This window comes from Komagataeibacter saccharivorans, from assembly GCF_004348195.1.
Classification (GTDB): domain Bacteria; phylum Pseudomonadota; class Alphaproteobacteria; order Acetobacterales; family Acetobacteraceae; genus Komagataeibacter; species Komagataeibacter saccharivorans.
On sequence record NZ_CP036404.1, the window covers coordinates 3,060,259 to 3,083,625 of the forward strand.

Genomic DNA, 23,367 nt, shown 5'->3' on the forward strand with positions numbered 1-23,367 from the left:
AAATGGATCTGGGTATTTCAGGGCGTCTGGCCCTTGTCATGGGCTCCAGTCAGGGACTGGGACTGGCCAGCGCACAGGCGCTGGCGCGTGAGGGCGCACGGGTTATCCTGACCGGGCGGGACCCGGCCCGGCTGGAAGCGGCATGCGCCAGCATCCGTGATGAAGGCGGCGAGGCAGATGCCCGTGTGGTCGATTTTTCGGATGCCGTGCAGTGTGCGGCGCTGATGGACGGGCTGGATCAGGCTGGCGTGGATATTCTGGTCGTCAATGGCGGGGGGCCGCCGCCCGGTCCGATCGCCGATGTCGCCCCCGAAGTATGGCGTGCGCAGTTCGACAGCATGGTGGGCGTGCCGATGCGCATGGCGCAGGCGGTCCTGCCGGGCATGCGGGCGCGTGGCTGGGGGCGGATCATCAATATCGTCTCATCCGGTGTGGTACAGCCCATCCCCAATCTGGGGATTTCCAATACATTGCGCATGGCCGTGATCGGCTGGGCCAAGACACTGGCGGCGGAAGTGGCGGCACAGGGCATTACGGTCAATTCCGTGGTGCCGGGGCGTATCCATACCACCCGCGTTGACCAGCTTGACGCCGCCGCATCAAGGCGTACCGGTAAACCGGTCGAAGACATAGCAGCAGCCTCCCGCGCGACAATTCCCATGCAGCGTTATGGCCGACCGGAAGAATTTGCCGATGCCGTGGCCTTTCTGGCCAGCGCGCGGGCGTCGTACATGACCGGTGGAATGGTCCGTGTCGATGGCGGCATGATCCGCAGCACATAGAACAGCGCGCGGTTTTAAGACCGGTAAAGGCCGGGCCATGATACGCATGGCCCGGCTTTTTCGTCTGCGGGTCTTTTCAGGCTATCATGGCGGCCCGGATACCGGCGCGCATCGGGATCGGGCCAGCCGCGTTATGGCTGTTGATAAATAGCTGTGGAGAATGCCTGTCATGGCCCGCTGGTCCTATCCGCGCCCGTCACCGGGTGAAATCACGCCGCGTTCCGTATGGCTGGGACGACGGCAGATGCTTGCCGGTGCCGCCGTCACGGCAGCGGGATGGGGGGCAGGGCGTGCATCACACGCCTATGGGGCCGGGCTGCATACCCGTCCCGGCCCGTTTCAGGCGACGGAAAAGCCCACGCCGCTGACTGATGTGACGCATTACAACAATTTTTATGAATTCGGTCTGGATAAAAGCGATCCGGCAACCTATTCCGCCGCATTCCAGCCGCGTCCGTGGACACTTTCGGTAGAAGGTCTGGTCGCCCATCCCCGTGTATGGGATCTGGACCAGTTGATCGCCAGCATGCCGATGGAGGAACGTCTCTACCGCATGCGCTGTGTCGAGGCATGGTCCATGGTCATACCGTGGGACGGGTTCGTGTTGTCGGAACTGCTCCGGCAGGCGGAACCGCTGGGGAATGCCCGTTACGTGTCGTTTGAATCCGTTGTCAGGCCGGGCCAGATGCCCGGCCAGAGATCGGGGCTGGATTCATTGTCGTGGCCCTATGTCGAAGGATTGCGACTGGATGAGGCGATGAACCCGCTGACCATCCTTGCCGTGGGGCTGTATGGGGAAATGCTGCCAAACCAGAACGGTGCGCCCGTGCGGCTGGTCGTGCCATGGAAATACGGTTTCAAGGGGATCAAGTCGATTACCCGCATCCGTCTGGTGGCCGACATGCCCCCGACGACATGGAACCGGATGAGCCCGGATGAATACGGCTTCTACGCCAATGTTAACCCCGAAGTCGATCATCCACGCTGGAGCCAGTCATCGGAACGGGTGATCGGGGCAGGGGGATTTTTTGGCGGGGGACGCAAGAAAACCCTCATGTTCAACGGGTATGGCGAACAGGTGGCCAGTATGTATGCCGGTATGGACCTGCGGACCAGTTACTGACCATGCCGCGTATTATCCGATCGGGCCGTAATCATGTGATTGTACCCTGGCGGGGAGAGGTGTGGATTATCGCACTGCTCGGCCTGTTGCCTGCCGCCGTGTATTTCTGGTACGGTGCGCAGGATCGGCTTGGTCCGGACCCGGTCAATGTATTTGAACGCTGGCTTGGGTTGTGGGCGGTGCGGTTTCTTGTCCTGACCCTGCTTGTAACGCCGCTGCGTGTGCTTGCGGGTTACAGCCTGCTGCGTTACCGGCGCATGCTGGGGCTGCTGGTTTTTGCATATGCGTGCCTGCATGTGGGGACCTATGTCATACTGGACCAGCAGGGTAATCTGGGCGTGCTGGTGCAGGATATTACACACCGTCCCTTCCTTTTGCTCGGGTTTGTGGCCTTTGTTCTTCTGTCCCTGCTGGCGGCGACATCCACTAACTGGTCCATGCGCAGGCTGGGGCGACAGTGGGGCCGACTGCATCGCCTTGTGTATGGCGTCGCCCTGCTGGTGGCCGTGCATTTCCTTATGGCGTTCAAGACGTATAACGCCACCAGCGTTGGTTATGCGGCAATACTGGGGATGCTGGTTTTATGGCGGGTGCCGGATTTGTGGCGTAAGCGCATGCGCCGTGTCCCATGAGGGGAAGTAACCGGTTTATTGTGGATGAGCGGAATTGTCCGCTGTCTTTCAGGCCCGTTTTGCGCTGGGCGTGCCCGCAAGGTTGCGGATCTTGCGGTGCAGCGTCGAGCGGCTGATCCCCAGCATGCGCGCGGCCACGGCAACCTTGCCGCGCGCACAGGCCAGCGCCGTATCAATGGCCATGATCTGTGCTTCGCGCAGCGGGGCGGCCGTCACGGGGCCTGTCGCATTGTCCAGCAGGCACATGTGGATTTCCTGCGCGGTCGCTATGCCCATATGCTGGCGCGCGGCATGGGTGGCCCCCACGACCCGGCGGTCCTGATCCAGCGCCAGCATCGGCGTGGACGTAGCATCCGCCATGCCCAGCAGCATGATGGCATGGTTGCGGTAGACATCCATGAAACAGGCCTGTTCAATCTGGCGTGCAGCCTGTAGCAGGCTGCTGCTGACCAGTGCATTCATTGTGCTGTTTTCTGCCGTGACATGGAAAGTACTGGCATTGAGAGCACCCGCCAGACGACCGGATGCGTCATAAACGGGCATGGCGATACAGGTCAGCCCGTGCAGCCCGCTGCGCCAGTGCTGGTTACGATGCACGCTTGTGCCGCGCTGTTCCGCAAGGCAGGTGCCGATGCCGTTCGTTCCCACGCTGCGTTCGTTCCATATGGCGCCCGGCCACAGGTGCCACCGGCGGCAGCCGCGCTGGATCGAACGTTCCGCGCGATGCATCACGACCACGCCCGATGCGTTGGACAGCATGACGGTATAACCCCCCGGTTCCAGCAGACCGTGCAGGCGGTCCATTTCAGGTCCGGCGAAATGCAGCAGTCGCCCCACCTGCTGGCTGCACTGGCGCAGTTCCGCGCCGGACAGCACATCGGGCAGGGTGGGGGAAGCCGGGTCAAGACCGTAGTCGTGCTGACATCGCCGCCACGAAGCATCCAGCCCCGCATGCAGCGCGGCAGGAGCCGATGAAACGGGCGAGACGACGCGGGAACGGTTCAGCATGCGGTTTCTTTGCGCCAGAACGATATGGTTGAGGTGGCGGCTAAACACGCGGCGAGGTGTCGCGGTTTCGCGACACTTTGGACCATGCCCGTCACATGGGTGTGAAACGGGGGCGGGTATCCTTGCCCGTGCGTCGTGTCCGGGTGTGTGCTGGCGTCGTGCCCGCCCGCATGTGTGCGTTCCTGTCTGGCGGGTCCTGAAAAGAACAAGGGAAATACCCATGCAAATAGCGCGTGAAACGCTGCTGCGCTCCTACCGGGCCATGCGTACGATCCGCATGTTTGAAGAGCGCCTGCATGTAGAATTCGCAACCGGCGAAATTCCCGGCTTCGTACACCTGTATTGTGGTGAGGAAGCCTCCGCCGTGGGCGTGTGCGCCAATCTGACGGATAAGGACACCATCGCCAGCACCCATCGCGGCCATGGCCACTGCATAGCCAAGGGCGTGGAAGTCAGCGGCATGATGGCCGAAATCTATGGTCGCAGCACCGGCGTATGCCGGGGCAAGGGCGGGTCGATGCATATTGCCGACCTGACCTGCGGCATGCTGGGGGCAAACGGGATCGTGGGGGGTGGACCGCCGCTGATCTGCGGGGCCGCCCTGTCGCACAAGACCCTGCGCAATGGCGGGGTGGCGGTCGCATTTTATGGTGATGGCGCATCCAACGAAGGATCGACCCTCGAAAGCCTCAATCTGGCTACGGTGTGGAAACTGCCAGCCGTATTCGTGGTGGAAGACAATGGCTACGGGGAGGCGACGGGTGCTTCTTATGCCTGCGCGGGCACCCAGCAGGCGCGGGCGGCGGCCTTTGGCATGCCGTATATGGAGTGTGATGGTTCGGACTATTTTGCCGTCCATCAGGCCGCGGGGGAGGCCATCGCCCATGCGCGCGGCGGGAACGGGCCGGTCATGCTGCATGTCCACCTGGCCCGCTGGTATGGTCATTTTGAAGGCGATGCGATGACCTATCGCGCACCAGATGAAGTGGCCGAGGCCCGACGCGACCATGACTGCCTGAAACTGTTCCGCCAGCGCGTGACGGAGGCGGCCCTGTTCGAGGCCAGCGCACTTGATGAAATTGATACAGCCGTCGCTGACGAGATCGAGGCCGCCGTAAGGAAAGCCAAAAGCGATCCGCTGCCGCAGTCGCCCGACCTGCTGGCCGATGTGTACGTGCGGTACTGATCCGGTCCCTCCAGCTACGAAAGAAACACATAATGAGCAAAAAAAGCTTTCGTCAGGCCATTAACGAGGCCCTGCGGCAGGAAATGCGTCGTGACCCGACAGTGGTCCTGATGGGCGAGGACGTGGCCGGTGGCCGGGGCGGGTCCGCCGGCATAAAGGATGCGTGGGGCGGCGTGCTGGGCGTGACCAGGGGACTGCTGGAAGAGTTCGGCGACAGCCGCGTGCTCGACACCCCGATTACCGAGGCATCCTATATCGGTGCCGCCGCCGGGGCCGCCGTAACCGGCCTGCGCCCGGTGGCGGAACTGATGTTTGTCGATTTTGTCGGCTGCTGCCTTGACCAGATCATGAACCAGGCCGCCAAGTTCCGGTACATGTTTGGCGGCAAGGCGCGCACCCCGCTTGTCATCCGCGCCATGTACGGCGCGGGTTTCAATGCCGCCGCCCAGCACAGTCAGGCGCTGTACCCCCTCTTTACCCATATTCCGGGGCTGAAGGTGGTGATCCCGTCCTCCCCTTATGAGGCCAAGGGCCTGCTCATTTCAGCCATCCGGGACGATGATCCCGTCATCTTCCTTGAAAACAAGGTGATGTATGACGATGAGGAGGACGTGCCGGACGAGGCCTATACCATCCCGCTGGGCGAGGCGAACCTGACGCGCGAGGGAACCGATGTCACCATCGTCGCCTTTGGCCGCATGGTGGGCTACGCCAATCAGGCCGCTGACCGGCTGGAAAAAAAGGGCATAAGCTGTACGGTCATCGACCCGCGCACCACATCGCCGCTGGATGGTGAAACAATACTGGAATCAGTGGCGGAGACGGGGCGTCTGGTTATCGTCGATGAATCCAGCCCGCGCTGCAACATGGCGACCGATATTGCAGCCTTGGTGGCGGAAGAGGCATTCGATACCCTGCGCGCGCCCATCCGCCGCGTGGTACCGCCGCATACGCCGGTCCCCTTCGCCACCGTGCTGGAAACGCTGTACCTGCCCAGTGTGGAAAAGATCGAGGCGGCGGTGACCGCCACCATGAAACATCGTGTAGTGGAGAAAGTCTGACATGACGCAGGACATCACCCCCATTACCATGCCCAAATTCGGCCTTGCCATGACGGAGGGCAAGATTGCCGGATGGATGGTTTCCCCTGATGCGGACATAAAGACCGGCGATGAACTGGTTGATATCGAAACCAGCAAGATCACCAATACCTTCGAAAGCCCCGTGACCGGCAGGCTGCGGCGGCAGGTCGCCAGCAATGGCGAGATGCTGCCGGTTGGCGCGCTGATCGGTGTCGTGGCGGATGCGGCGGTAACGGACGCGGATATTGATGCGTTCATCACCCGTTTTCAGGCGGATTTTGCTGCGTCCTCGACCGATCAGGGCGCGGATGCGAAGACGGATGAACCCACCACGCTGACCGTGGGCGGCCATACCCTGCGCGTGCATGACCGGGGGGAGGGGGATGAAATACCCCTCCTGCTGATCCACGGTTTTGGCGGCGACCTGAAGAACTGGATGCTCAATCAGGCAGCACTGGCGCAGGGGCGGCGGGTCATCGCCTTCGACCTGCCGGGGCATGGTGGGTCATCAAAGGATGTGGGACCGGGCACGCTGGCCTTTTTTGCGGAGGTCACGGTCCAGTTGCTGGCCGAACTCGGGCTGACGCGCGTGCATGTGATGGGGCATTCCCTCGGCGGTGGCATTGCGCTGACACTGGCGCATGTCGCGCCGCAAAGCGTTGCCTCGCTTACCCTGATCGCACCCGCCGGTCTGGGGCCGCAGATCAACATGGATTTCATCACGGGCTTTATCGAGGCTGATCGTGTCCGCACCCTGCAGGACGTGCTGAAATACCTTGTGCATGACAAGACCCTGATCGGCCGCCGCATGGCGGATGATGTGCTGCGCTACAAGCGCCTTGATGGTGCGGAAGCAGCCCTGCGCAAGGTCTCGGCTGCCTGCTTCCCCAATGGCAGGCAGGGTGATGACCTGCGACCGGTTCTGGAGGCCACAAGGATTCCGGTAACGCTTGTATGGGGTCAGGAAGACGAAATCCTGCCTGTAGCCCAGTCGGAGGGACTGCCCGCCGGTATCGTGTGCCACATCCTGCCCGATATCGGGCATATGCCGCAGTTGGAAGCCGCCGATACACTTAACGGACTGGTCACGACGTGTATGAAGGATGCCAGTCTGGAAAAGACCGCATCGTAAGGGGCGGAAAGCCTTCATTACTTCAACCATACCAGATGAGGGGGAGGGGCATGGCCTCTCCCTTTTCTGTTGGGGCCATGTCTTTTTGCGTGTAGCGCGGAGACGTAAATCTTATGTGCCACCGTGGTCAGCAGACACTTATACCGGTTCCCGATGGAGCGTATTGGCCCTGATATATTAAGTCATGATTGGGCAATAAAATGTTTTTTACCGGATGGATAGTTTAACCCATCCCGCTGGGTGGCGTTGTTTTGTGCATGGAAGTCCTTTTACTGTCCCATCACCATGCGTTGCATATGGCTGTCGGGAAGAAATTTCCGGCGCTTCACCTCACTACAAGGTGCGCGCGCCGGACTTGCCATGCGTCAGGTCCTATGCCTTCACTGCTCGGCATAAAGACGCGGCAAAACAATAATAGCTACGCTGGCATGCCAGTTAAGGCACGGGAATAATAATGTTTGTCGGAATTGATCTGGGTACTTCTGCCCTGAAAGCTGTTCTGGTCGATGGCGACCAGCAGGTTAAAGGCAGCCATACGCATCCGTTACGTGTCTCCTCCCCCCATCCCGGCTGGAATGAACAGGCGCCGGAGGACTGGTGGACTGCCCTGCTGGCGGCAATGGATGCCCTTGCCGCCTCCTGTCCGCGCGAAATGGCGGCGGTAAAGGGTATTGGCCTGTCCGGTCAGCAGCATGGGGCCGTTCTGCTGGGGCGTGACGGTAATGTGCTGCGTCCGTGCATCCTGTGGAATGACGTGCGTGCGGCAGCGCAATGCGCCACGTTCGAACACCGGTTTGCGCAGTCCAGACAGGTCTGCGGAAACATGGCCATGCCCGGCTTTACAGCCCCCAAACTGATATGGGTGGCGCAGAACGAGCCCGATATCTTCGTCGCCACCCGGCACGTCCTGCTGCCCAAGGCATGGCTGCGTTACCGCATGACCGGCGAGATGATCGAGGACATGTCCGACGCATCGGGTTCCCTGTGGCTCGATGTCGGCAACCGCTGCTGGTCGGATGGGGCGCTGGTCGCGACCGATCTTACGCGCGACGCCATGCCCGCGCTGGTTGAAGGCACGGCGCGCGCAGGCGTGCTGGATGCCGGACTGGCGCGACGGTGGGGCATGACTACCCGCCCCGTTCTGGCGGGAAGTGCGGGGGACAATGCCGCCGGTGCGGTGGGACTGGGGGCTGTGCGTGCCGGTTCGTCCTTCCTGTCGCTGGGGACCTCCGGTGTGGCGTGGGTGACGACGGACCGTTTCCGTCCGCATCCGCAAGGCGGCATCCACGCTTTCTGCCATGCCGTGCCGGATATGTGGCATCAGATGGGCGTCACGCTTTCCGCCGCGTCCTCGCTGGCGTGGTGGGCGCGGACCACCGGCATGGGGGAAGCCGCGCTTCTGGCTGAACTGCCGGATCGGATTACCCGCCCGTCCCCCGTCATTTTCCTGCCCTATCTGTCCGGGGAACGTACGCCGCACAACGATGGCGACATTCGGGGTGTTTTTGCGGGTCTGTCCCATGGCACCACGCGCGCCGACATGACACAGGCTGTGCTGGAAGGGGTTGCGTTCTCGTTCCGGGATGTCGTGGACGTGCTGGCCGATGCCGGGTCGGTCCTGCACGAAGCCGATGTGATCGGCGGCGGCTCGGGCAGCAGGACATGGGTCTCCATTCTGGCCAGCGTGACCGGTCTGTCACTGCACCGGCTGGCGCATGGGGAACAGGGCGGCGCCTTTGGCGCGGCCCGTCTCGCGCGGATCGCCGTAATGGGCGAAGCGGTGGAGGCCGTATGCCTGCCACAGCAGCGCAAGGAAACCTTACATCCCGATGCCGAACTTGCGGGGGCGTATGCGAGCGCACTTGCGCGCTACCGTGCGCTCTATCCCTGCATCCGTTCGGCCATGACGGTCCGCACGGCCTGAACCGTCATATTGCTGGCAAGATGTCACGGTAGGGGAACGATGGAAACGCATCCTTCACCATCCATCGCCCGGCTAAACACTGGCATGGCCGCCCTGATCATGGAAAACCGTATGGGCAGGAATACGTAAACAGGTATGACATCATGAGAAAAGACTTCTTCCCCAAGGGTTTTCAGCGGCGGTTCCGGGTTGCCGCCATGCTGGCGCTTCTGGCCCCCGTGGGTGCTTACGCGGCGGACAGTGTGGACCATGGGGCGGCGCCATCGGGCAATATCACCGTTGTCGCGCGTTTTGCCGATATGCAGCCATCGGGCATCGCCACCCTGCCTGACGGGCGGATCGTGCTGTCCTTTCCACGTAGTGCGGCTGATCATAAGGGCCCGCGTCTGGGTGTGCTGCGTGATGGTAAGGCCGTCCCCTTTCCCGATGCGGCGGCGCAGGCGCATTTCGTCTCCCCCCTCGGCATGACAGTGGATGCGACAGGCCGGTTGTGGATTGTGGACGAAGGCACGGTGGCGGGGCAGAAACAGCCGCCCGCGCCCACGCTGATCGGGCTGGATGGCCGCACGGGGCAGATTGTGGCCACGATCCCGCTGGGTAGTGGTGCAACGCGGGCGGACAGCCATGTCAATGACGTGCGCGTGGACATGACGCATGGCCCGCAGGGCACGGCCTATGTCAGCGATACCTCGCTTATGGACCATCCCGCGATCATCGTAATCGATCTGGCGACCGGCTATGCGCGGCGCGTGCTGGAAAATGCCCCTTCGACCCGTGCCGAGACGGGTTTCGCCATGGAACTGGACGGACACATGATCCGCTACGATATGGCGCATCCGGCCATGGGACAGGGGGGTATCGACGGCGTGGCGTTGAGTGCGGATTCACGCACGCTGTACTGGCAGCCCCTGTCCAGCCGCAGGCTGTACAGTGCGCCCACCGCCATGCTGGCCGATCCGGCCGTATCCGCCACGCAACTGGAACATGCGGTGCGTGATGAAGGGGAAGATTCCGTGGTCGATGGCATGGCCACCGGGCCGGATAACAGCCTGTACCTGACGGATATCGAACGCCATGCGGTGCTGCGTCGCGCGGCGAATGGCGATCTGTCCGTTATCGCACACGACCCGCGCCTGATTGCGCCCGACGGGCTGACCATAAAGGACAATGCCCTGTGGCTGACCGTAGGCCAGTGGGGCCGACTGCCCGTATTCCACGATGGCCACGACATGCAGGAACGCCCGTGGCTGGTCGTGCGTATTCCCCTGAAACAGCCCGTATCGGCAAACTGAAAGAACATGGATTGATGGCGCAGGACAGGCAGACGGTTTCCGGTTCCGGTATTGTAAATCTGATCGCGGGCGTCGCGGCGACGGGTGGTCTGCTGTTCGGGTATGATACGGGCATCATCTCCGCCGCCCTGCTTCAGATCACGCCTGATTTCGCGCTGGGCACGCTGGGCCAGCAGGTCGTGACATCCGCCATCGTGGCGGGGGCGCTGGGGGGCTGTCTTGTCGCGGCCCCGCTGTCGGACCGGCTGGGGCGGCGCTACATGATCATGTTTGCGGCACTGGTGTTTATCGTGGGCACGCTGGTCGCCGCCCTGTCGCCGGGGGCGGTGGTTCTGGTCTGCGCGCGCTTCATCCTCGGGCTGGCGGTGGGCATGTGTTCGCAGATCGTGCCGGTCTATATTGCTGAAATCGCCCCGCGTGAAAAACGCGGCCAGATGGTGGTCCTGTTCCAGCTTGCCGTCGTATCCGGCATTCTGGCCTCCTTCATCGCGGGGTATCTGTGCCGCAACCAGTCATGGCGGCTCATGTTCGGCCTTGGCATCATACCGGCGGTAATCCTGTTTGTGGGCATGTCCGTCCTGCCGCGCAGTCCGCGCTGGCTTGCCATGAAGGGCAATCTGGAAAGCGCGTTCGAGGTCCTGCAACGCCTGCGGCGCGACCCGCAGGCCGCGCGCCGGGAACTCGATACCATCATCGCCATGCATGATGAGCAGGCCCCGTGGTCAGCCCTTGCGCAGCCATGGGTGCGGCCTGCGGTGGTGGCATCGGTGGGGGTGGCGCTGTTCTGCCAGATCAGCGGCATCAATGCCGTGCTGTATTACGCGCCCACCATTTTCGCGGGTGTGGGCTTTGGCCAGAATACGGCGCTGCTCACGTCCATCGCCATTGGCGTCGCCATGGTCGTCTCCACTGCCTTTGGTAGCTGGGCGGTGGATGCGTGGGGGCGGCGCAGGCTGCTGCTACGGCTTATACCGGGGGCTGTCATCTCGCTCATGGTGCTGGGGACGATGTTTGCCATCGGCTCCACGCAGGGCATCAATACCTGGATTACGGCGGCGGCGGTCGTGTGCTACGCCATATTCAATGTCGGTAGCCTGTCAGTGGCCATCTGGCTTGTCGGCGCGGAGGTCTATCCCCTGTCGTGCCGCAGCAAGGGGATGAGCCTTGTGGCCGCGACGCACTGGACGGCGGACCTGCTCATTTCCCTTACCACGCTGTCACTGGTGCAGGCGCTGGGGGCGGCGGGCACGTTCTGGATGTATGCCGCCATCAATCTGGCCGCCTTCGTATTCGTCCTGCGCTACGTGCCCGAAACGCGCGGCCATTCGCTCGAGCAGATCGAGACCGCGCTGAAGGGCGGCACCTTTTACGATCTGCCCGACAGTGGCGGCTCTGCCGCACCTGTGGAGGCATAGGGCGACAGGCGCGTTTACCGCGCCTGCCGCGCTGGTTACATTACGGCTGCCGCCCGGTATCGGGCCGCCCGAGGGAGATATAGTCAAAGCCAGCTTCCCTGATGGCCTGCGGGTCCCAGATATTGCGCAGGTCTGCAATCTTGCGGCCCTTCATCCGGTTTTTCAGCTTGTAGGGGGAAAGGGAGCGGAATTCGTTCCATTCCGTCAGCACGACCACGATATCGGCCCCCTCCGCCACTTCCACCGCATCGCTGCAATAGGTAACGGATTGCGGCAGGACCGTACGGGCCGTCTGCATGCCTGCGGGATCGAACGCGCGGATATGGGCGCCCGCCCGGTCAAGCTGGTCGAGGATGGTGATGGATGCGGCTTCGCGCATGTCATCCGTTTCCGGCTTGAAGGTCAGTCCCAGCACGCCGATCGTAAGGCCGCTGACATCTCCCCCGGCAAAGGCGATGATCCGCTGCGCCATGGCCTGCATGCGCGCCTCATTCACGGCCACGGTCGTCTCGATCAGCCGCACGGGGGAGCCTGCATTGCGCCCGATGGCAGTTAGCGCGCGCGTATCCTTGGGGAAGCATGAGCCGCCAAAGCCGGGGCTGGGATGCAGGAATTTCTTGCCGATGCGCCCGTCCAGCCCGATGGAACGCGCAACGTCGATGACATCCGCGCCAACCTTCTCGCACAGGTCAGCGATTTCGTTGATGAAGGTGATCTTCATCGCAAGGAAGGAATTGGCCGAATATTTGATCAGTTCCGCCGTTTCCAGCCCGGTAAACACCATGGGCGTTTCCAGCAGGTAAAGCGGGCGGTAAAGCTTGCGCAGGATGTCCTGCGCGCGTTGCGTGCCACCGGGCTTGGACTGATCGGTGCCGATAATGACGCGATCGGGGCGCATGAAATCAGCAATCGCGTTCCCTTCGCGCAGGAATTCGGGATTGGATGCGACATCAAAATCCAGATCGGGGCGTGTCGCGCGGACTATGCGCGCAATCTCGCGCCCTGTGCCCACCGGCACGGTCGATTTGGTGACAATGACCGTATAGCCCTCCGCCACGCGGGCAATCTGTTCCACCGCGGCATAGACGTAACTGGTGTCGGCCTGCCCGTCCCCCCGGCGTGAAGGGGTGCCTACGGCCAGGAACACCGCATCCGCGCCCCTTATGGCGGCGGCCATGTCATCGCCAAAGGTCAGGCGTCCCGCCGTGACGTTTTCCGCGACAAGACGGTCAAGGCCGGGTTCGTAGATTGGAATACGCCCTTCGCGCAGGGCGGACAGGCGATCGGGGTTGGTTTCAACAATGGCGACATCCGTGCCGAATTCGGCGAAACACGTACCGGAGACCAGTCCAACATAGCCCCCACCGATCATAGCAATTCGCAACTGGACCTCCATCGTTCCGCCCGGAACCCGTTGCCCCGAACTGGATCGCATCTAGCAATTTCAAAGCAGTCTGAAGGAAACAAAAAGTAATAGGGAAACGGGGGCTGCCGGCCCCGCAGGTGTCACGCCAGTACGACACTGGCCAGCAATCAGGAAAAAAATGTGTCCGGGCGCGTTATTCGAGGCAAAGAAATTTCTCCTGCTTGCGTTGCGCAATATGAATGTCCGGCATGATCGGTTCCGTCTCCTTTCCGAAGCGTCGGACATGGACAGCATGAAGCACGCAGGACGGAGTAACGATCAATGACATTTATGACCGCAGCGGATGTAACCGTACCCCCACCCGAACACAACAGCCGGACCATTACCCCCGTCATCCTGTCGGGCGGGACAGGCACGCGGCTCTGGCCCGTCTCCCGCGCCAGTCACCCCAAGCAGTTCTGGGCGCTGGCATCCAGACAGACCATGATTGGTGAAACGCTGCAACGCGCCACGGGCGATGCCTTCGTTGCCCCCATTGTGGTCTGCAATCAGGCGCACCGCTTTCTGGTGGCGGAACAGTTGCGTGAAAACGGGTGCGAGGACGGGCGCATCATCCTTGAACCCGTCGCCCGCAATACCGCCGCCGCCGTTGCGGCAGCAGCCCTGCTGGCGGGGGAAAGTGATCCCGATACCCTTTTGTGGATCATGGCCGCCGATGCCGCCTTCCGTTATCCTGACCGCCTGCCTGCCATTTTGGAAAAGGCCGCCAGTGTCGCGCGGGAAGGCTACATCGTAACCTTCGGCATGAAGCCCGATGTGCCGGAAACGGGTTATGGCTATATCCGCACCGGGGCGCCGCTTCATCCCGACAGGGTGGAAGACGGCGTGTTTCACGTCGCACGCTTTACTGAAAAGCCTGACCGGCTGCGGGCGACGGAAATGCTGCATGAAGGGGGGTATTTGTGGAATTCAGGCATGTTCCTAGCCCCTGCATCGGTCATGCTGTCCGAACTGGAAAAACATGCGCCACAGGTGCTCGATGCCGTGCGCGGCGCGCTGGCCAATAGCGAACGCGATCTGACATTCAGGCGTCTGGAGACGGCATCCTTCCTGCAATGCCCCAATGTCAGCATTGATTACGCAGTCATGGAACATACGGACCGGGCCGTTGTCATACCTGCCGATCTGGGGTGGTCCGATGTCGGTAACTGGAATGCCCTGTGGGAACTTGGGGACAAGGATGCGCAGGGAAATGTCACGGTGGGCGATGTGGTTCTGGAACAGTCCCACAACTGCTATGTGCGCAGCGAAGGCAGGTTGACGGCCGTGGCGGGGCTTACGGATGTCGTGCTGGTCGTGACGACGGATGCGGTTCTGGCGATTCATCGTGATTATGCACAGGATGTATCGGCCCTTGTCGCCCGGCTTAAAATCGCAAATCGGGCCGAAGCGGAAATTCACAACCGCTGCTACCGCCCATGGGGATTTTATGAGGGGCTGATTCAGGGCGAACGGTTTCAGGTCAAGCGGATCGTGGTGCATCCGGGGCAGAAGCTCTCGCTCCAGAAGCATTTCCACCGTGCGGAGCACTGGGTTGTGGTCAGTGGCACCGCCATCGTCACACGCAATGATGAAAAACTGATGTTGCAGGAAAACGAGAGCGTGTACCTGCCACTGGGCTGCATACACAGGCTGGAAAATCCCGGTCGCATCCCCCTTGCATTGATCGAGGTTCAGTCCGGTCCCTATCTGGGGGAAGATGATATCGTGCGGTTCGAGGATACTTACGGTCGCCAGTAAAAACAGTTGTGCGGTGGTAGTGTGACGGAATGTTGCTGGTGACGGATAGGGAATTATTATCTCGTTTACGTCCCCGCGCATGGATCATGCGGTCCTGTCCATGTTTTGGGACAGGGCTCTGTCAGAACCGGTCCCACGCCGCATGATTGCGTGATGCCGGTGCCGGTCGGGCTGTGTGATCGGGCAGGACAGACTGACCTGTCCAGTTGCGGCACTGTTTCGTCCTGTCATGCCCGGATGGGGAAAACCGTTATGGGCGGGGAAAATTTCCCGCCCATAACGGGCAGGCTTTAGCCGATTGCCATCAGGGTGGCGTTGCCGCCTGCCGCAGCCGTGTTGGTGCTGGTGCTGTGTTCCTCGATCAGGAACTCCCGGTGCAGGATGTCCGGGTCAATCAGGAAGGTGGACGCTATCATGCCACTCCCCTTGGCCAGCGTTTCGGTTACGTGGCGGAATAGCGCATCATCCTGCACTGACATCACAACCGGGCAGGCCAGTTCCTGAAGGTCGCTGACCTTGCGGATATGCGGCGCCAGTTCCGGGGGCAGTTCCGCCAGCCAAGCGGTTGCTTCGGCAGGCCCATATACAAACGCCGTATTGCCGCATGAAAGGGCGAGCGAAGCCAGCAGCACCAGATGCTCACGCACATCGCCCACGCACAGCACATGGCCACGTGGCCTGAAGCTGTAGACGTTTTCCTCGCCTACCGGGCCGGGCATGGTCATATGTGCGCCGGGGAGCGGTTTTTTAGCCATTTCCGCAACGCGATGGCCAATATGGCTGTACCCGTTACCCATCAGCCATGCATGCCAGCGTTCCATGATGGCGGGCGTTGTTCCTCCGCTCATGCACGACAGGCCATCGCGCAGCGGGAACGCGGCCAGCAGGCGGCGCAGGATCAGCGGTCCCCCGGCCTTGGGCCCTGTGCCTGACAGGCCCCGCCCGCCGAAGGGCTGCACGCCAACGACCGCACCGATCGTATTGCGGTTGACATACAGGTTGCCTACATCCAGCCGGCGCGCGACCTGCCGCACGGTAGTTTCGATACGGGTATGCACGCCACCCGTCAGGCCATATCCCAGCCCGTTGATCGCATCGATGACGGTATCGAGTTCCTGACTGCGATAACGCAGCACATGCAGAACCGGACCAAAAACCTCCGCCCCCAGATCGGAAATGGAATCAATTTCAATCAGGGTTGGCGCAACAAAGCTGCCATGGGCACAGGCATCGGGCAGCGGCAGGGAATAGACGGGCGCGCCCCGGTCTTTCAGCCGCTGGATATGGGTCTGGATGCCCTGCGCGGCTTCAGTGGTAATGACGGGGCCGATATCGGTCGCCAGTCGTGCGGTGTTGCCAAGGCTGAGTTCACGCATCGCCCCACGCAGCATGCGCAGCAGGTGATCGGCACATTCATGCTGCACGCACAGGATGCGCAGTGCCGAACAGCGCTGCCCCGCGCTGTCAAAGGCGGAGGCGATGACATCCACCACCACCTGTTCCGCCAGTGCGGAGGAATCGACGATCATCGCGTTCTGGCCACCGGTTTCGGCAACCAGCGGTACAGGCTGTCCTGTATGGCCACGGCGGCTGACAAGCTGGCGGTTGATGGACTGCGCCACCGTAGTTGAACCGGTAAACATGACACCCGCCACCTGTGCGGCCTGCACCAGTGCCGCACCGACATCTCCCGCACCGGGCAGCAGTTGCAGCGCGTCAGCAGGCACCCCGGCTTCGTGCAGGATGGCAACGGCCTGTGCCGCGACCAGTGGCGTTTCCTCCGCCGGTTTGGCGATTACGCTGTTACCGGCGGCCAGTGCCGCCGCAACCTGACCCGTAAAGATGGCCAGCGGGAAGTTCCATGGGCTGATACACGCCACCGGCCCTAGCGGGATATGGGTGGCATTATCGAAGTCCGCACGGATCTGCGCGGCGTAATAGCGCAGGAAGTCCACGGCCTCGCGGATTTCGGCAAGGGCGTTGGGAAAGGACTTGCCCGCTTCACGCACGATCAGGCCCAGCAGCGCGTCCTGCCGCCCTTCCATAAGGTCGGCGGCACGTTCCAGCTTTTCGGCGCGGCTGGCGGGCGGCTGCGCGGCCCATGTCGCGGCCCCCCTGAGCGCATCTTCCATAACGCCGGGAATGACCGTGGCATCCGCCGGTGTCCACTGGCCGACACGCTCGCGCCGGTCGGCGGGATTGGTGACATCGTGCGGCGTGCCCGGTGTGACGGGGGTGGCCAGCATCGGGGCGGCTGTCCATTCGGCGGGGGAGGCGTCAAGCCCGCGGCCCAGGGCCGCCAGCGCATTTTCGTCCGTCAGGTCCAGACCGGCGGAGTTGCGGCGTTCGGGCGCGAACATATCCGGCGGCGCGGCAATGGCGGGGTTGGGGCCGCCATAGGGCACGTAACTGCGGGCAATGGTCATCGGGTCGGCAACCAGTTGTGAGACGGGTATGTTTTCATCTCCGATCTGGTTGACGAAGGACGAGTTCGCGCCGTTTTCCAGCAGGCGGCGCACAAGGTAGGCCAGCAATGTCTCATGCGTGCCGACCGGAGCGTAGATGCGCGTGGGACGGTTCAGCTTCTGCGGGCCGACAACTTCCTTGTAAAGCGGTTCGCCCATGCCGTGCAGGCACTGGAATTCATACGATCCGGTTTGGAAGTCCTCGCCCGCCAGCGTGTAAATGGTGGCAAGGGAGCGGGCATTATGGGTGGCGAACTGCGGGAAGATGGCGTCACGCGCGCCCAGCAGTTTGCGCGCGCAGGCAATGTAGCTGATATCGGTGTGAACCTTGCGCGTATAGACCGGGAAATCAGGCATCCCGTCTATCTGGGCTTTCTTTATTTCACTGTCCCAGTAAGCGCCCTTGACCAGTCGCACCATGATGCGGTGTCCGGTGCGTCGGGCCAGATCGATAATGAAATCCAGAACGAAGGGCGCGCGCCGACCATAGGCCTGCACGACAAAGCCGATGCCGTTCCAGTCCTTCAGCGCGGGCTCAAGGCACAGGGCTTCGAGCAGATCGAGCGAGATTTCCAGCCGCTCGCTTTCCTCCGCATCGATATTCAGGCCGATATCGTAGTGGCGTGCCAGAACCGTCAGTTCAACAACGACGGGCAGCAGTTCGGCCATGACACGGTCACGCTGCGCGCGGCTGTAACGGGGGTGCAGGGCCGACAGCTTGATGGAAATGCCGGGACGTTCATAGACGTCAGCGCCGCGCGCGCGCCTGCCGATGGCGTGGATGGCGGTGATGTAATCCTGCCGGTAGCGTTCGGCATCATGCGCGGTCAGCGCGGCTTCACCCAGCATGTCGTACGAATAGCGGAAGCCCTGTTCTTCCAGCTTTTCGCTGTTCTTCAGGGCGGATTCGATGGTTTCGCCCACCACGAACTGTTCGCCCATAAGGCGCATGGCCACATCCACCGCCTTGCGGATCAGCGGACCGGAACTGCGTGCCACCAGTTTGCGCAGCGTCTCGCTCAGCCCCGCATTTTCCCGTGCGCCGGGGCTGGTCAGGCGACCGGTCACCAGCAGTCCCCATGCGGCGGCATTGGTGAAAAGGGGGCGGTCGCGGGAAATATGGGCCAGCCAGTCACCCGTGCCGATCTTGTCGCGGATCAGGGCATCGCGCGTAGCATTGTCCGGAATACGCAGCAGGGCTTCGGCCAGACACATGAGGGCCACACCCTCGGCGGAGGAAAGGGAGAACTCCTGCACCAGCGCCTCGACCCCGCCGGGATTGCGGTTACGGCGCAGTCCCTCCGTCAGCGTGGTGGCGAGATTGGTCGTGCGCAGGGCTTCGGCGTCGCTCAGTGTCGCGGCAGGGGTCAGGGCATTGATGCACTCGATCTCCGACCGGCGGGTCGCCTCGGTTATCTGTTGGCGTAACGGTGACGGGGCGGCGATTTTTCCAGCAAAATCTTTGAAAAGCAGCATGAGGGTACTTCCACCAGGAAACAGCGTTCCGGAGACAGTGCCTCAACAGGATATAATTTGTCTAGGATAATATACGATTCTGTTTCGCCCGCCGTTTAGTCCCATAAATCGCGTAGAGTCGACGGTCTTTCGGGGCGTTTCTAGCCCTCCCTGCGCTCCCGGATCACGCGCACGGAAATGGCAGCAGCATCAAGGATATGCTGACGGGTCAGGCGGGCAACTTCCTCCGCATCGCGCTTGCGGCAGGCCTGCATGATGGCTTCATGCTCGATATCCGTCAGGTCCTTGCGGCCTTCCAGTTCAAGATGGCTGCGGATGTAGCGGGTCAGGCGCACATGCAGGTCATCAATCATTTCCAGCAGGCGCGGACGCTGCGCCGCAGCATAGATCGCATTGTGAAAGGCGCGGTTCAGGTCGCCCAGCCCGTGCTGGGTCGGGTTGGCGTTCGTGCCGTTTACAAAGGCTTCGTAAGCATCCTCGATCCGCGCCAGATCGACGCGCGACATGCGACCTACGGCATGGCGGGCGGCCATTTCTTCCAGCGAGGCACGGATTTCGGAATATTCAATGATATCGTCTTCCGTCATGCCCGTGACCATGGCGCCCCGGTTGGGCATGAACGTGACCAGCCCTTCGGCTTCCAGCCGTTTCAGCGCCTCGCGCACGGGGATGATGCTGGTCCCGAACCCTTCAGCCAGTTCTGATTGCGGCAGCGCCAGACCCGCCGGTAGCGTGCCGCCCAGAATGGCGTTGCGCAGTGCGGTTCCTACGGTTGTGGATGCGGCCCCCCGTTTACGACCGGTTTCAGTTTCAAAGATGGAAGAGGGCAGCATGCGCATTTTTCCTTTCGCGCGGGTTTGTATCAACACGTCCCTGTCAGGAAAAACATGGACCCGAAAGTGACGGGTTCATGTGGTCGATGGCGCGGCGTGTAATAGACTGTCCACCTGTTGTTTGAATAGTCATCTCTGGATTATATAAGAAAGTAGAGATATTATATAGAATGCAGCGAAAAGCGTCAAAAGGATTTGCCGCAGCCGTATGTCGGTAACCGCTTCACCAGAAGGGAATGATGACCCTGTTGAAGAAAGGCCGCATGACCGAACTGTGCGCTGTCACTCTGGCATGATGGACCGGAAAACAGGTGGCGGCTTGCTTTGGTACCGCCCGATCCGACAGAACTTCTCAGGTAATGTCGGATCGGATGGAACGGCCCGGTGTCAGGGGGGCTTGCGCCAGTTTATTATCTGTCTGCATCAGCGCCGGTCTGCGGACTGCTGGCACTTGTTCCGTGCTCGTCGGCATCGAGACCGTCATATGCGATAAAAGCAGCGTCAGGCACGACAGGAGCTTCCGGCCATGTACCAGACCACGACAGGTTGGTGGTTGTAATGGCTGTCATGGCGAAGCTCCCGTTATTTTCTGAGTTTCTCTTTACCCAACAAAGAAAAAACGAAATCCGTAAACGAAGACATTAACCGCTGGGCGATACTTTAAGTAAGAAGCAGGCCAATATCACGACCGGCGGGATAGGGGCTGACACAGCATCACAACTCCGTGTTCAGGGGAGGGGAGAAGGACCAGCCTCTCGCACCGCGTACGGAAATATCCTTATATTTTAAGGATATTCATTCAGGAGAACATCATGGGACGCGTCTCGGGAAAAGTAGCGCTTGTTACAGGGGCCGCACTTGGTATTGGCAAGGCCACGGCCCTGCTGCTGGCACGTGAAGGTGCGAAGGTCGTTATCGCTGACCTTAAGGAAGAAGAAGGGCACGCCGCCGTGGCCGAGGTCGAGGCCGCCGGGGGGGAGGCCCTGTTCGTTTCCCTGAATGTCACGCAGGAGGAGGACTGGAAGAAAGCCATCGAAGCCATTACCGCAAAGTTCGGCGGTCTGGATATCGCGGTCAATAATGCCGGTATCCTGTATAATGGTTCGGTCGAGGAAACCAGTCTGGCCGACTGGCGGCGCGTGCAGTCGGTCAATCTGGACGGCGTGTTTCTGGGGACCCGTTACGCGGTGGAAGCCATGAAGCCGCGTGGTGCCGGTTCCATCATCAACCTTTCCTCCATCGAGGGGCTGATCGGTGATCCGACCCTTGCCGCCTATAACGCCAGCAAGGGCGGCGTGCGGCTGTTTACCAAATCGGCGGCGCTGCACTGCGCGCGCGCGGGTTACAAGATCCGCGTCAATTCCATCCATCCCGGCTATATCTGGACACCAATGGTGCAGGGCTTCACGTCGGCCACGCCCGATCAGGTGGCAGCCCGGCAGAAACTGATCGACCTGCATCCGCTGGGTCATCTGGGCGAACCGGATGATATTGCCTATGGCATCCTGTTCCTTGCATCCGATGAATCCAAGTTCATGACGGGTAGTGAACTGGTCATCGATGGCGGCTATACGGCGCAGTAAACCCTGTTCATGCCAGACCCCGGTTTGCCGTTCCGTCTGGCGTTCGGCAGTGACGTTCCCGGTGTGACTGCTCCTTTCATTGCAATGAAAAGGGGCAGCCTGCGGCATACCAATATCCGGCGCCAAACGGTGTACGGGACCAAATTGTCTGACCAGGAGTCCCTTCGGCCACTACACCCTGTCGGAGCAGTGACCGGGAACATAAAATGTGAAGAAGGCAGGACGATCAGCGCGTCATTGCCTTGAAATTGCGGGTCTGTTCGGTCAGGGCGGTTTCAACCGGCAGGCGCTCCATGCTCGATGCCCCGTAGAAGCCATGACAGTCGGGGCAGGCTGACAATACTTTCTGCGCATCCGCGGGCATGGCGATCGGGCCGCCGTGACAAAGGATGATGATATCGGAGCGCACGCCACGCGCGGCGTCCGTAATCGCGTTGATCCGTTCGATCGAATCTTCCAGCGTGAAGGCCGTTTCTGCCCCGATCGCGCCTCCCGTGGTCAGGCCCATATGGGCAACCAGCACATCCGCGCCTGCTTTTGCCATGTCCACCGCCTGCGCCGGATCGAAAACGTAAGGCGTGGTCAGCATGTCCTTGCGGTTGGCGCGGGCGACGACATCGACTTCAAGGCTGTAACTCATTCCGGTTTCTTCAAGGTTCTTGCGGAAATTGCCGTCAATCAGCCCCACGGTCGGAAAGTTCTGGATGCCCGAAAAGCCCACCCGCTTCACATCGTCCAGAAACACGTCAAAATCCACGAATGGATCGGTGCCGTTTACGCCTGCAAGTACCGGGGTATGTGGCACGACCGGCAATACCTCACGCGCCATTTCCATAACGATCTGGTTGGCGTTGCCATAGGCCAGGATACCCGCCAGCGAACCGCGTCCCGCCATACGGTAGCGACCGGAATTGTAGATGACGATCAGGTCGATGCCACCTGCGGCCTCGCATTTGGCGGAAAGTCCGGTCCCGGCACCGCCGCCGACAATGGGCTGGCGTGCGGCAATCATGGCACGGAATTTCTTCAGGATTTCACTACGGGGAATGCTGGGCATTATCTGGGTTCTCCTTGAATATGTCTGAAAAAGCATGCGCCAGCGTGTCGGCAAAGGCCGGGTCGTTGATCGCATGGGGAAGACGGATCAGCCTGCGCCGTGGGGTCTGGTGCACGGTGCGCTCCAGTGCGGCATAAAAAGCCTCATCGGCTTCTGGGTCGTAAAAGGGCGCGCCGGGACGGTCGAGTATGGAAAACCCGCCTTCGGGGTAGAAAAAGCGGACCTCCCCCATGCACTGGTTCAGTTGCTGGCCGATCATCCGGCCCATTGCGGCGCATTCGTCCGCATTTGTGCGCATAAGGGTGATCTGGGGATTATGTTCGACAAATATGCGTCCACGGTAACATTCGGGCACTGTGGCCCGTGCACCGAAATTGATCATGTCCAGCCCGCCACAACTGCCGATATAGGGCCGCTTCGTACGGATGACCGCGCCAAGTCGGTCCGTATCGCACGGAAAAATACCACCGGCGACCAGATCGCAGTATTCGGTCAGGGTTACATCCACAAAACCACGGATCATCCCTTCATCCGCCAGCCGTTCCATGGCACGACCACCCGTGCCCGTGGCGTGAAAGACCAGACAGTCAAACTGCGGCGACAATTGATGCACGATCCGGTCAACGCAGGGTGTGGTCACGCCAAACATGGTCAGCCCGATGGCTGGGCGGGGATCTGGCTGTGGCACGCACTTCATGCGCACCATCCCGGCCATGGCATGCGCGGCATTGCACAGGATGATGCGTGACAGGCGGTTCAGCCCCTCCATATCCGTTACGGAATACAGCATCGCAATATCCGTCCCGCCCACATAGGGCGCGGTATTTCCTGATGCGATGGTCGAGACGATCAGTTTGGGCAGGCCAAGCGGGAGTGCCTGCATGGCAGGCGCAACCAGCGCCGTACCACCGGACCCGCCAATCGCGATTACCCCCAGCATATCCGTGCGCGCCCCAAGGTAGAGGCGCAGCGCCTCCGCCATGGCCCCGATGGAACGCCCGCGATCGCCGGTAAAAACGGCTTTCTGCCCACCGGGATGAAAGCCTGCAACGCTCCGGGCGCTGACATCAGCAGGGGCAGCGTGCTCGCGTGTGCTGATATCGACAATGCGGGGTGTCACGTCACTTTCGCGCAGAAGCCGTGCGATATAGTCCAGTTCGGCATGCTTGGTATCGCAGGTGCCAAGGATATAGACGCAGCCGGAATCCATA

The 23,367-nt window shown here is 61.4% G+C and carries 17 protein-coding genes; 11 read left to right on the top strand and 6 right to left on the bottom strand.

All coding sequences use genetic code 11. The annotated features are described in order from the left end of the window. Positions 1-2: 2 nt before the first annotated feature. From KSAC_RS14090 to msrQ, 3 genes are all read left to right on the top strand, one after another. The gene (locus KSAC_RS14090) at positions 3-782 is read left to right on the top strand and encodes an SDR family oxidoreductase (RefSeq protein ID WP_110547195.1); all 780 of its coding nucleotides are present in this window, start codon (positions 3-5) and stop codon (positions 780-782) included. 169 nt (positions 783-951) lie between these two features. Next, entirely contained in the window at positions 952-1,905 is a 954-nt protein-coding gene (gene msrP, locus KSAC_RS14095) for a protein-methionine-sulfoxide reductase catalytic subunit MsrP (protein WP_132305948.1), read from the top strand. A 2-nt stretch (positions 1,906-1,907) separates the two neighbouring features. Further along, a complete protein-coding gene (gene msrQ / locus KSAC_RS14100) occupies positions 1,908-2,537 on the top strand; it encodes a protein-methionine-sulfoxide reductase heme-binding subunit MsrQ (protein WP_132305950.1) in 630 nt (209 codons plus the stop codon). Positions 2,538-2,585: 48 nt separating this feature from the next. Here the strand turns inward: msrQ and KSAC_RS14105 are convergent, their stop codons facing one another. Next, complete coding sequence (locus KSAC_RS14105) at positions 2,586-3,545, bottom strand: helix-turn-helix domain-containing protein (protein ID WP_118962317.1); 960 nt, start codon at positions 3,543-3,545, stop codon at positions 2,586-2,588. A gap of 220 nt (positions 3,546-3,765) precedes the next feature. On the opposite strand from KSAC_RS14105, the gene KSAC_RS14110 reads away from it, so the two are divergent. The 6 genes from KSAC_RS14110 (at position 3,766) to KSAC_RS14135 (ending at position 11,576) form a co-directional block, all read left to right on the top strand. Next, positions 3,766-4,731, top strand: a complete 966-nt coding sequence (locus KSAC_RS14110) for a thiamine pyrophosphate-dependent dehydrogenase E1 component subunit alpha (protein ID WP_132305952.1) — start codon at positions 3,766-3,768, stop codon at positions 4,729-4,731. 32 nt (positions 4,732-4,763) lie between these two features. Next, complete coding sequence (locus tag KSAC_RS14115; protein WP_102324363.1) at positions 4,764-5,792, top strand: alpha-ketoacid dehydrogenase subunit beta; 1,029 nt, start codon at positions 4,764-4,766, stop codon at positions 5,790-5,792. Position 5,793: 1 nt separating this feature from the next. Continuing rightward, a complete protein-coding gene (locus KSAC_RS14120) occupies positions 5,794-6,945 on the top strand; it encodes an acetoin dehydrogenase dihydrolipoyllysine-residue acetyltransferase subunit (RefSeq protein WP_132305954.1) in 1,152 nt (383 codons plus the stop codon). A gap of 454 nt (positions 6,946-7,399) precedes the next feature. Further along, a complete protein-coding gene (gene xylB, locus KSAC_RS14125; RefSeq protein WP_132305956.1) occupies positions 7,400-8,869 on the top strand; it encodes a xylulokinase in 1,470 nt (489 codons plus the stop codon). 143 nt (positions 8,870-9,012) lie between these two features. After that, positions 9,013-10,161, top strand: a complete 1,149-nt coding sequence (locus tag KSAC_RS14130; RefSeq protein WP_102324360.1) for an L-dopachrome tautomerase-related protein — start codon at positions 9,013-9,015, stop codon at positions 10,159-10,161. A 14-nt stretch (positions 10,162-10,175) separates the two neighbouring features. Beyond that, positions 10,176-11,576 carry a sugar porter family MFS transporter gene (locus KSAC_RS14135; RefSeq protein ID WP_132306313.1) on the top strand — a complete coding sequence of 467 codons (1,401 nt, stop codon included), beginning with the start codon at positions 10,176-10,178 and terminating at the stop codon, positions 11,574-11,576. Positions 11,577-11,616: 40 nt separating this feature from the next. Here KSAC_RS14135 and KSAC_RS14140 read toward each other — a convergent pair whose 3' ends face one another. Then, positions 11,617-12,948, bottom strand: a complete 1,332-nt coding sequence (locus KSAC_RS14140; protein ID WP_132306315.1) for a UDP-glucose dehydrogenase family protein — start codon at positions 12,946-12,948, stop codon at positions 11,617-11,619. Between the two features lie 315 nt (positions 12,949-13,263). Here KSAC_RS14140 and KSAC_RS14145 point away from each other — a divergent pair, with 315 nt between their 5' ends. Then, positions 13,264-14,742: a mannose-1-phosphate guanylyltransferase/mannose-6-phosphate isomerase gene (locus tag KSAC_RS14145; RefSeq protein ID WP_132305958.1), complete on the top strand. Its 1,479-nt coding sequence runs from the start codon at positions 13,264-13,266 to the stop codon at positions 14,740-14,742. Between the two features lie 290 nt (positions 14,743-15,032). Here KSAC_RS14145 and putA read toward each other — a convergent pair whose 3' ends face one another. Continuing rightward, on the bottom strand, positions 15,033-18,683 hold the full coding sequence (gene putA, locus KSAC_RS14150) for a bifunctional proline dehydrogenase/L-glutamate gamma-semialdehyde dehydrogenase PutA (protein ID WP_132305960.1): 3,651 nt from the start codon (positions 18,681-18,683) through the stop codon (positions 15,033-15,035). Between the two features lie 140 nt (positions 18,684-18,823). Then, positions 18,824-19,516, bottom strand: a complete 693-nt coding sequence (locus KSAC_RS14155) for a GntR family transcriptional regulator (protein WP_102324796.1) — start codon at positions 19,514-19,516, stop codon at positions 18,824-18,826. Between the two features lie 812 nt (positions 19,517-20,328). On the opposite strand from KSAC_RS14155, the gene KSAC_RS14160 reads away from it, so the two are divergent. Then, positions 20,329-21,099, top strand: a complete 771-nt coding sequence (locus KSAC_RS14160; RefSeq protein WP_132305962.1) for a glucose 1-dehydrogenase — start codon at positions 20,329-20,331, stop codon at positions 21,097-21,099. Positions 21,100-21,325: 226 nt separating this feature from the next. Here KSAC_RS14160 and KSAC_RS14165 read toward each other — a convergent pair whose 3' ends face one another. Beyond that, positions 21,326-22,156 carry a phosphoenolpyruvate hydrolase family protein gene (locus KSAC_RS14165; protein ID WP_132305964.1) on the bottom strand — a complete coding sequence of 277 codons (831 nt, stop codon included), beginning with the start codon at positions 22,154-22,156 and terminating at the stop codon, positions 21,326-21,328. Next, on the bottom strand, positions 22,137-23,366 hold the full coding sequence (locus KSAC_RS14170) for a Tm-1-like ATP-binding domain-containing protein (RefSeq protein WP_207918845.1): 1,230 nt from the start codon (positions 23,364-23,366) through the stop codon (positions 22,137-22,139). The genes KSAC_RS14165 and KSAC_RS14170 overlap by 20 nt, the downstream gene beginning before the upstream one ends. Between the last annotated feature and the right edge of the window lies 1 nt (position 23,367).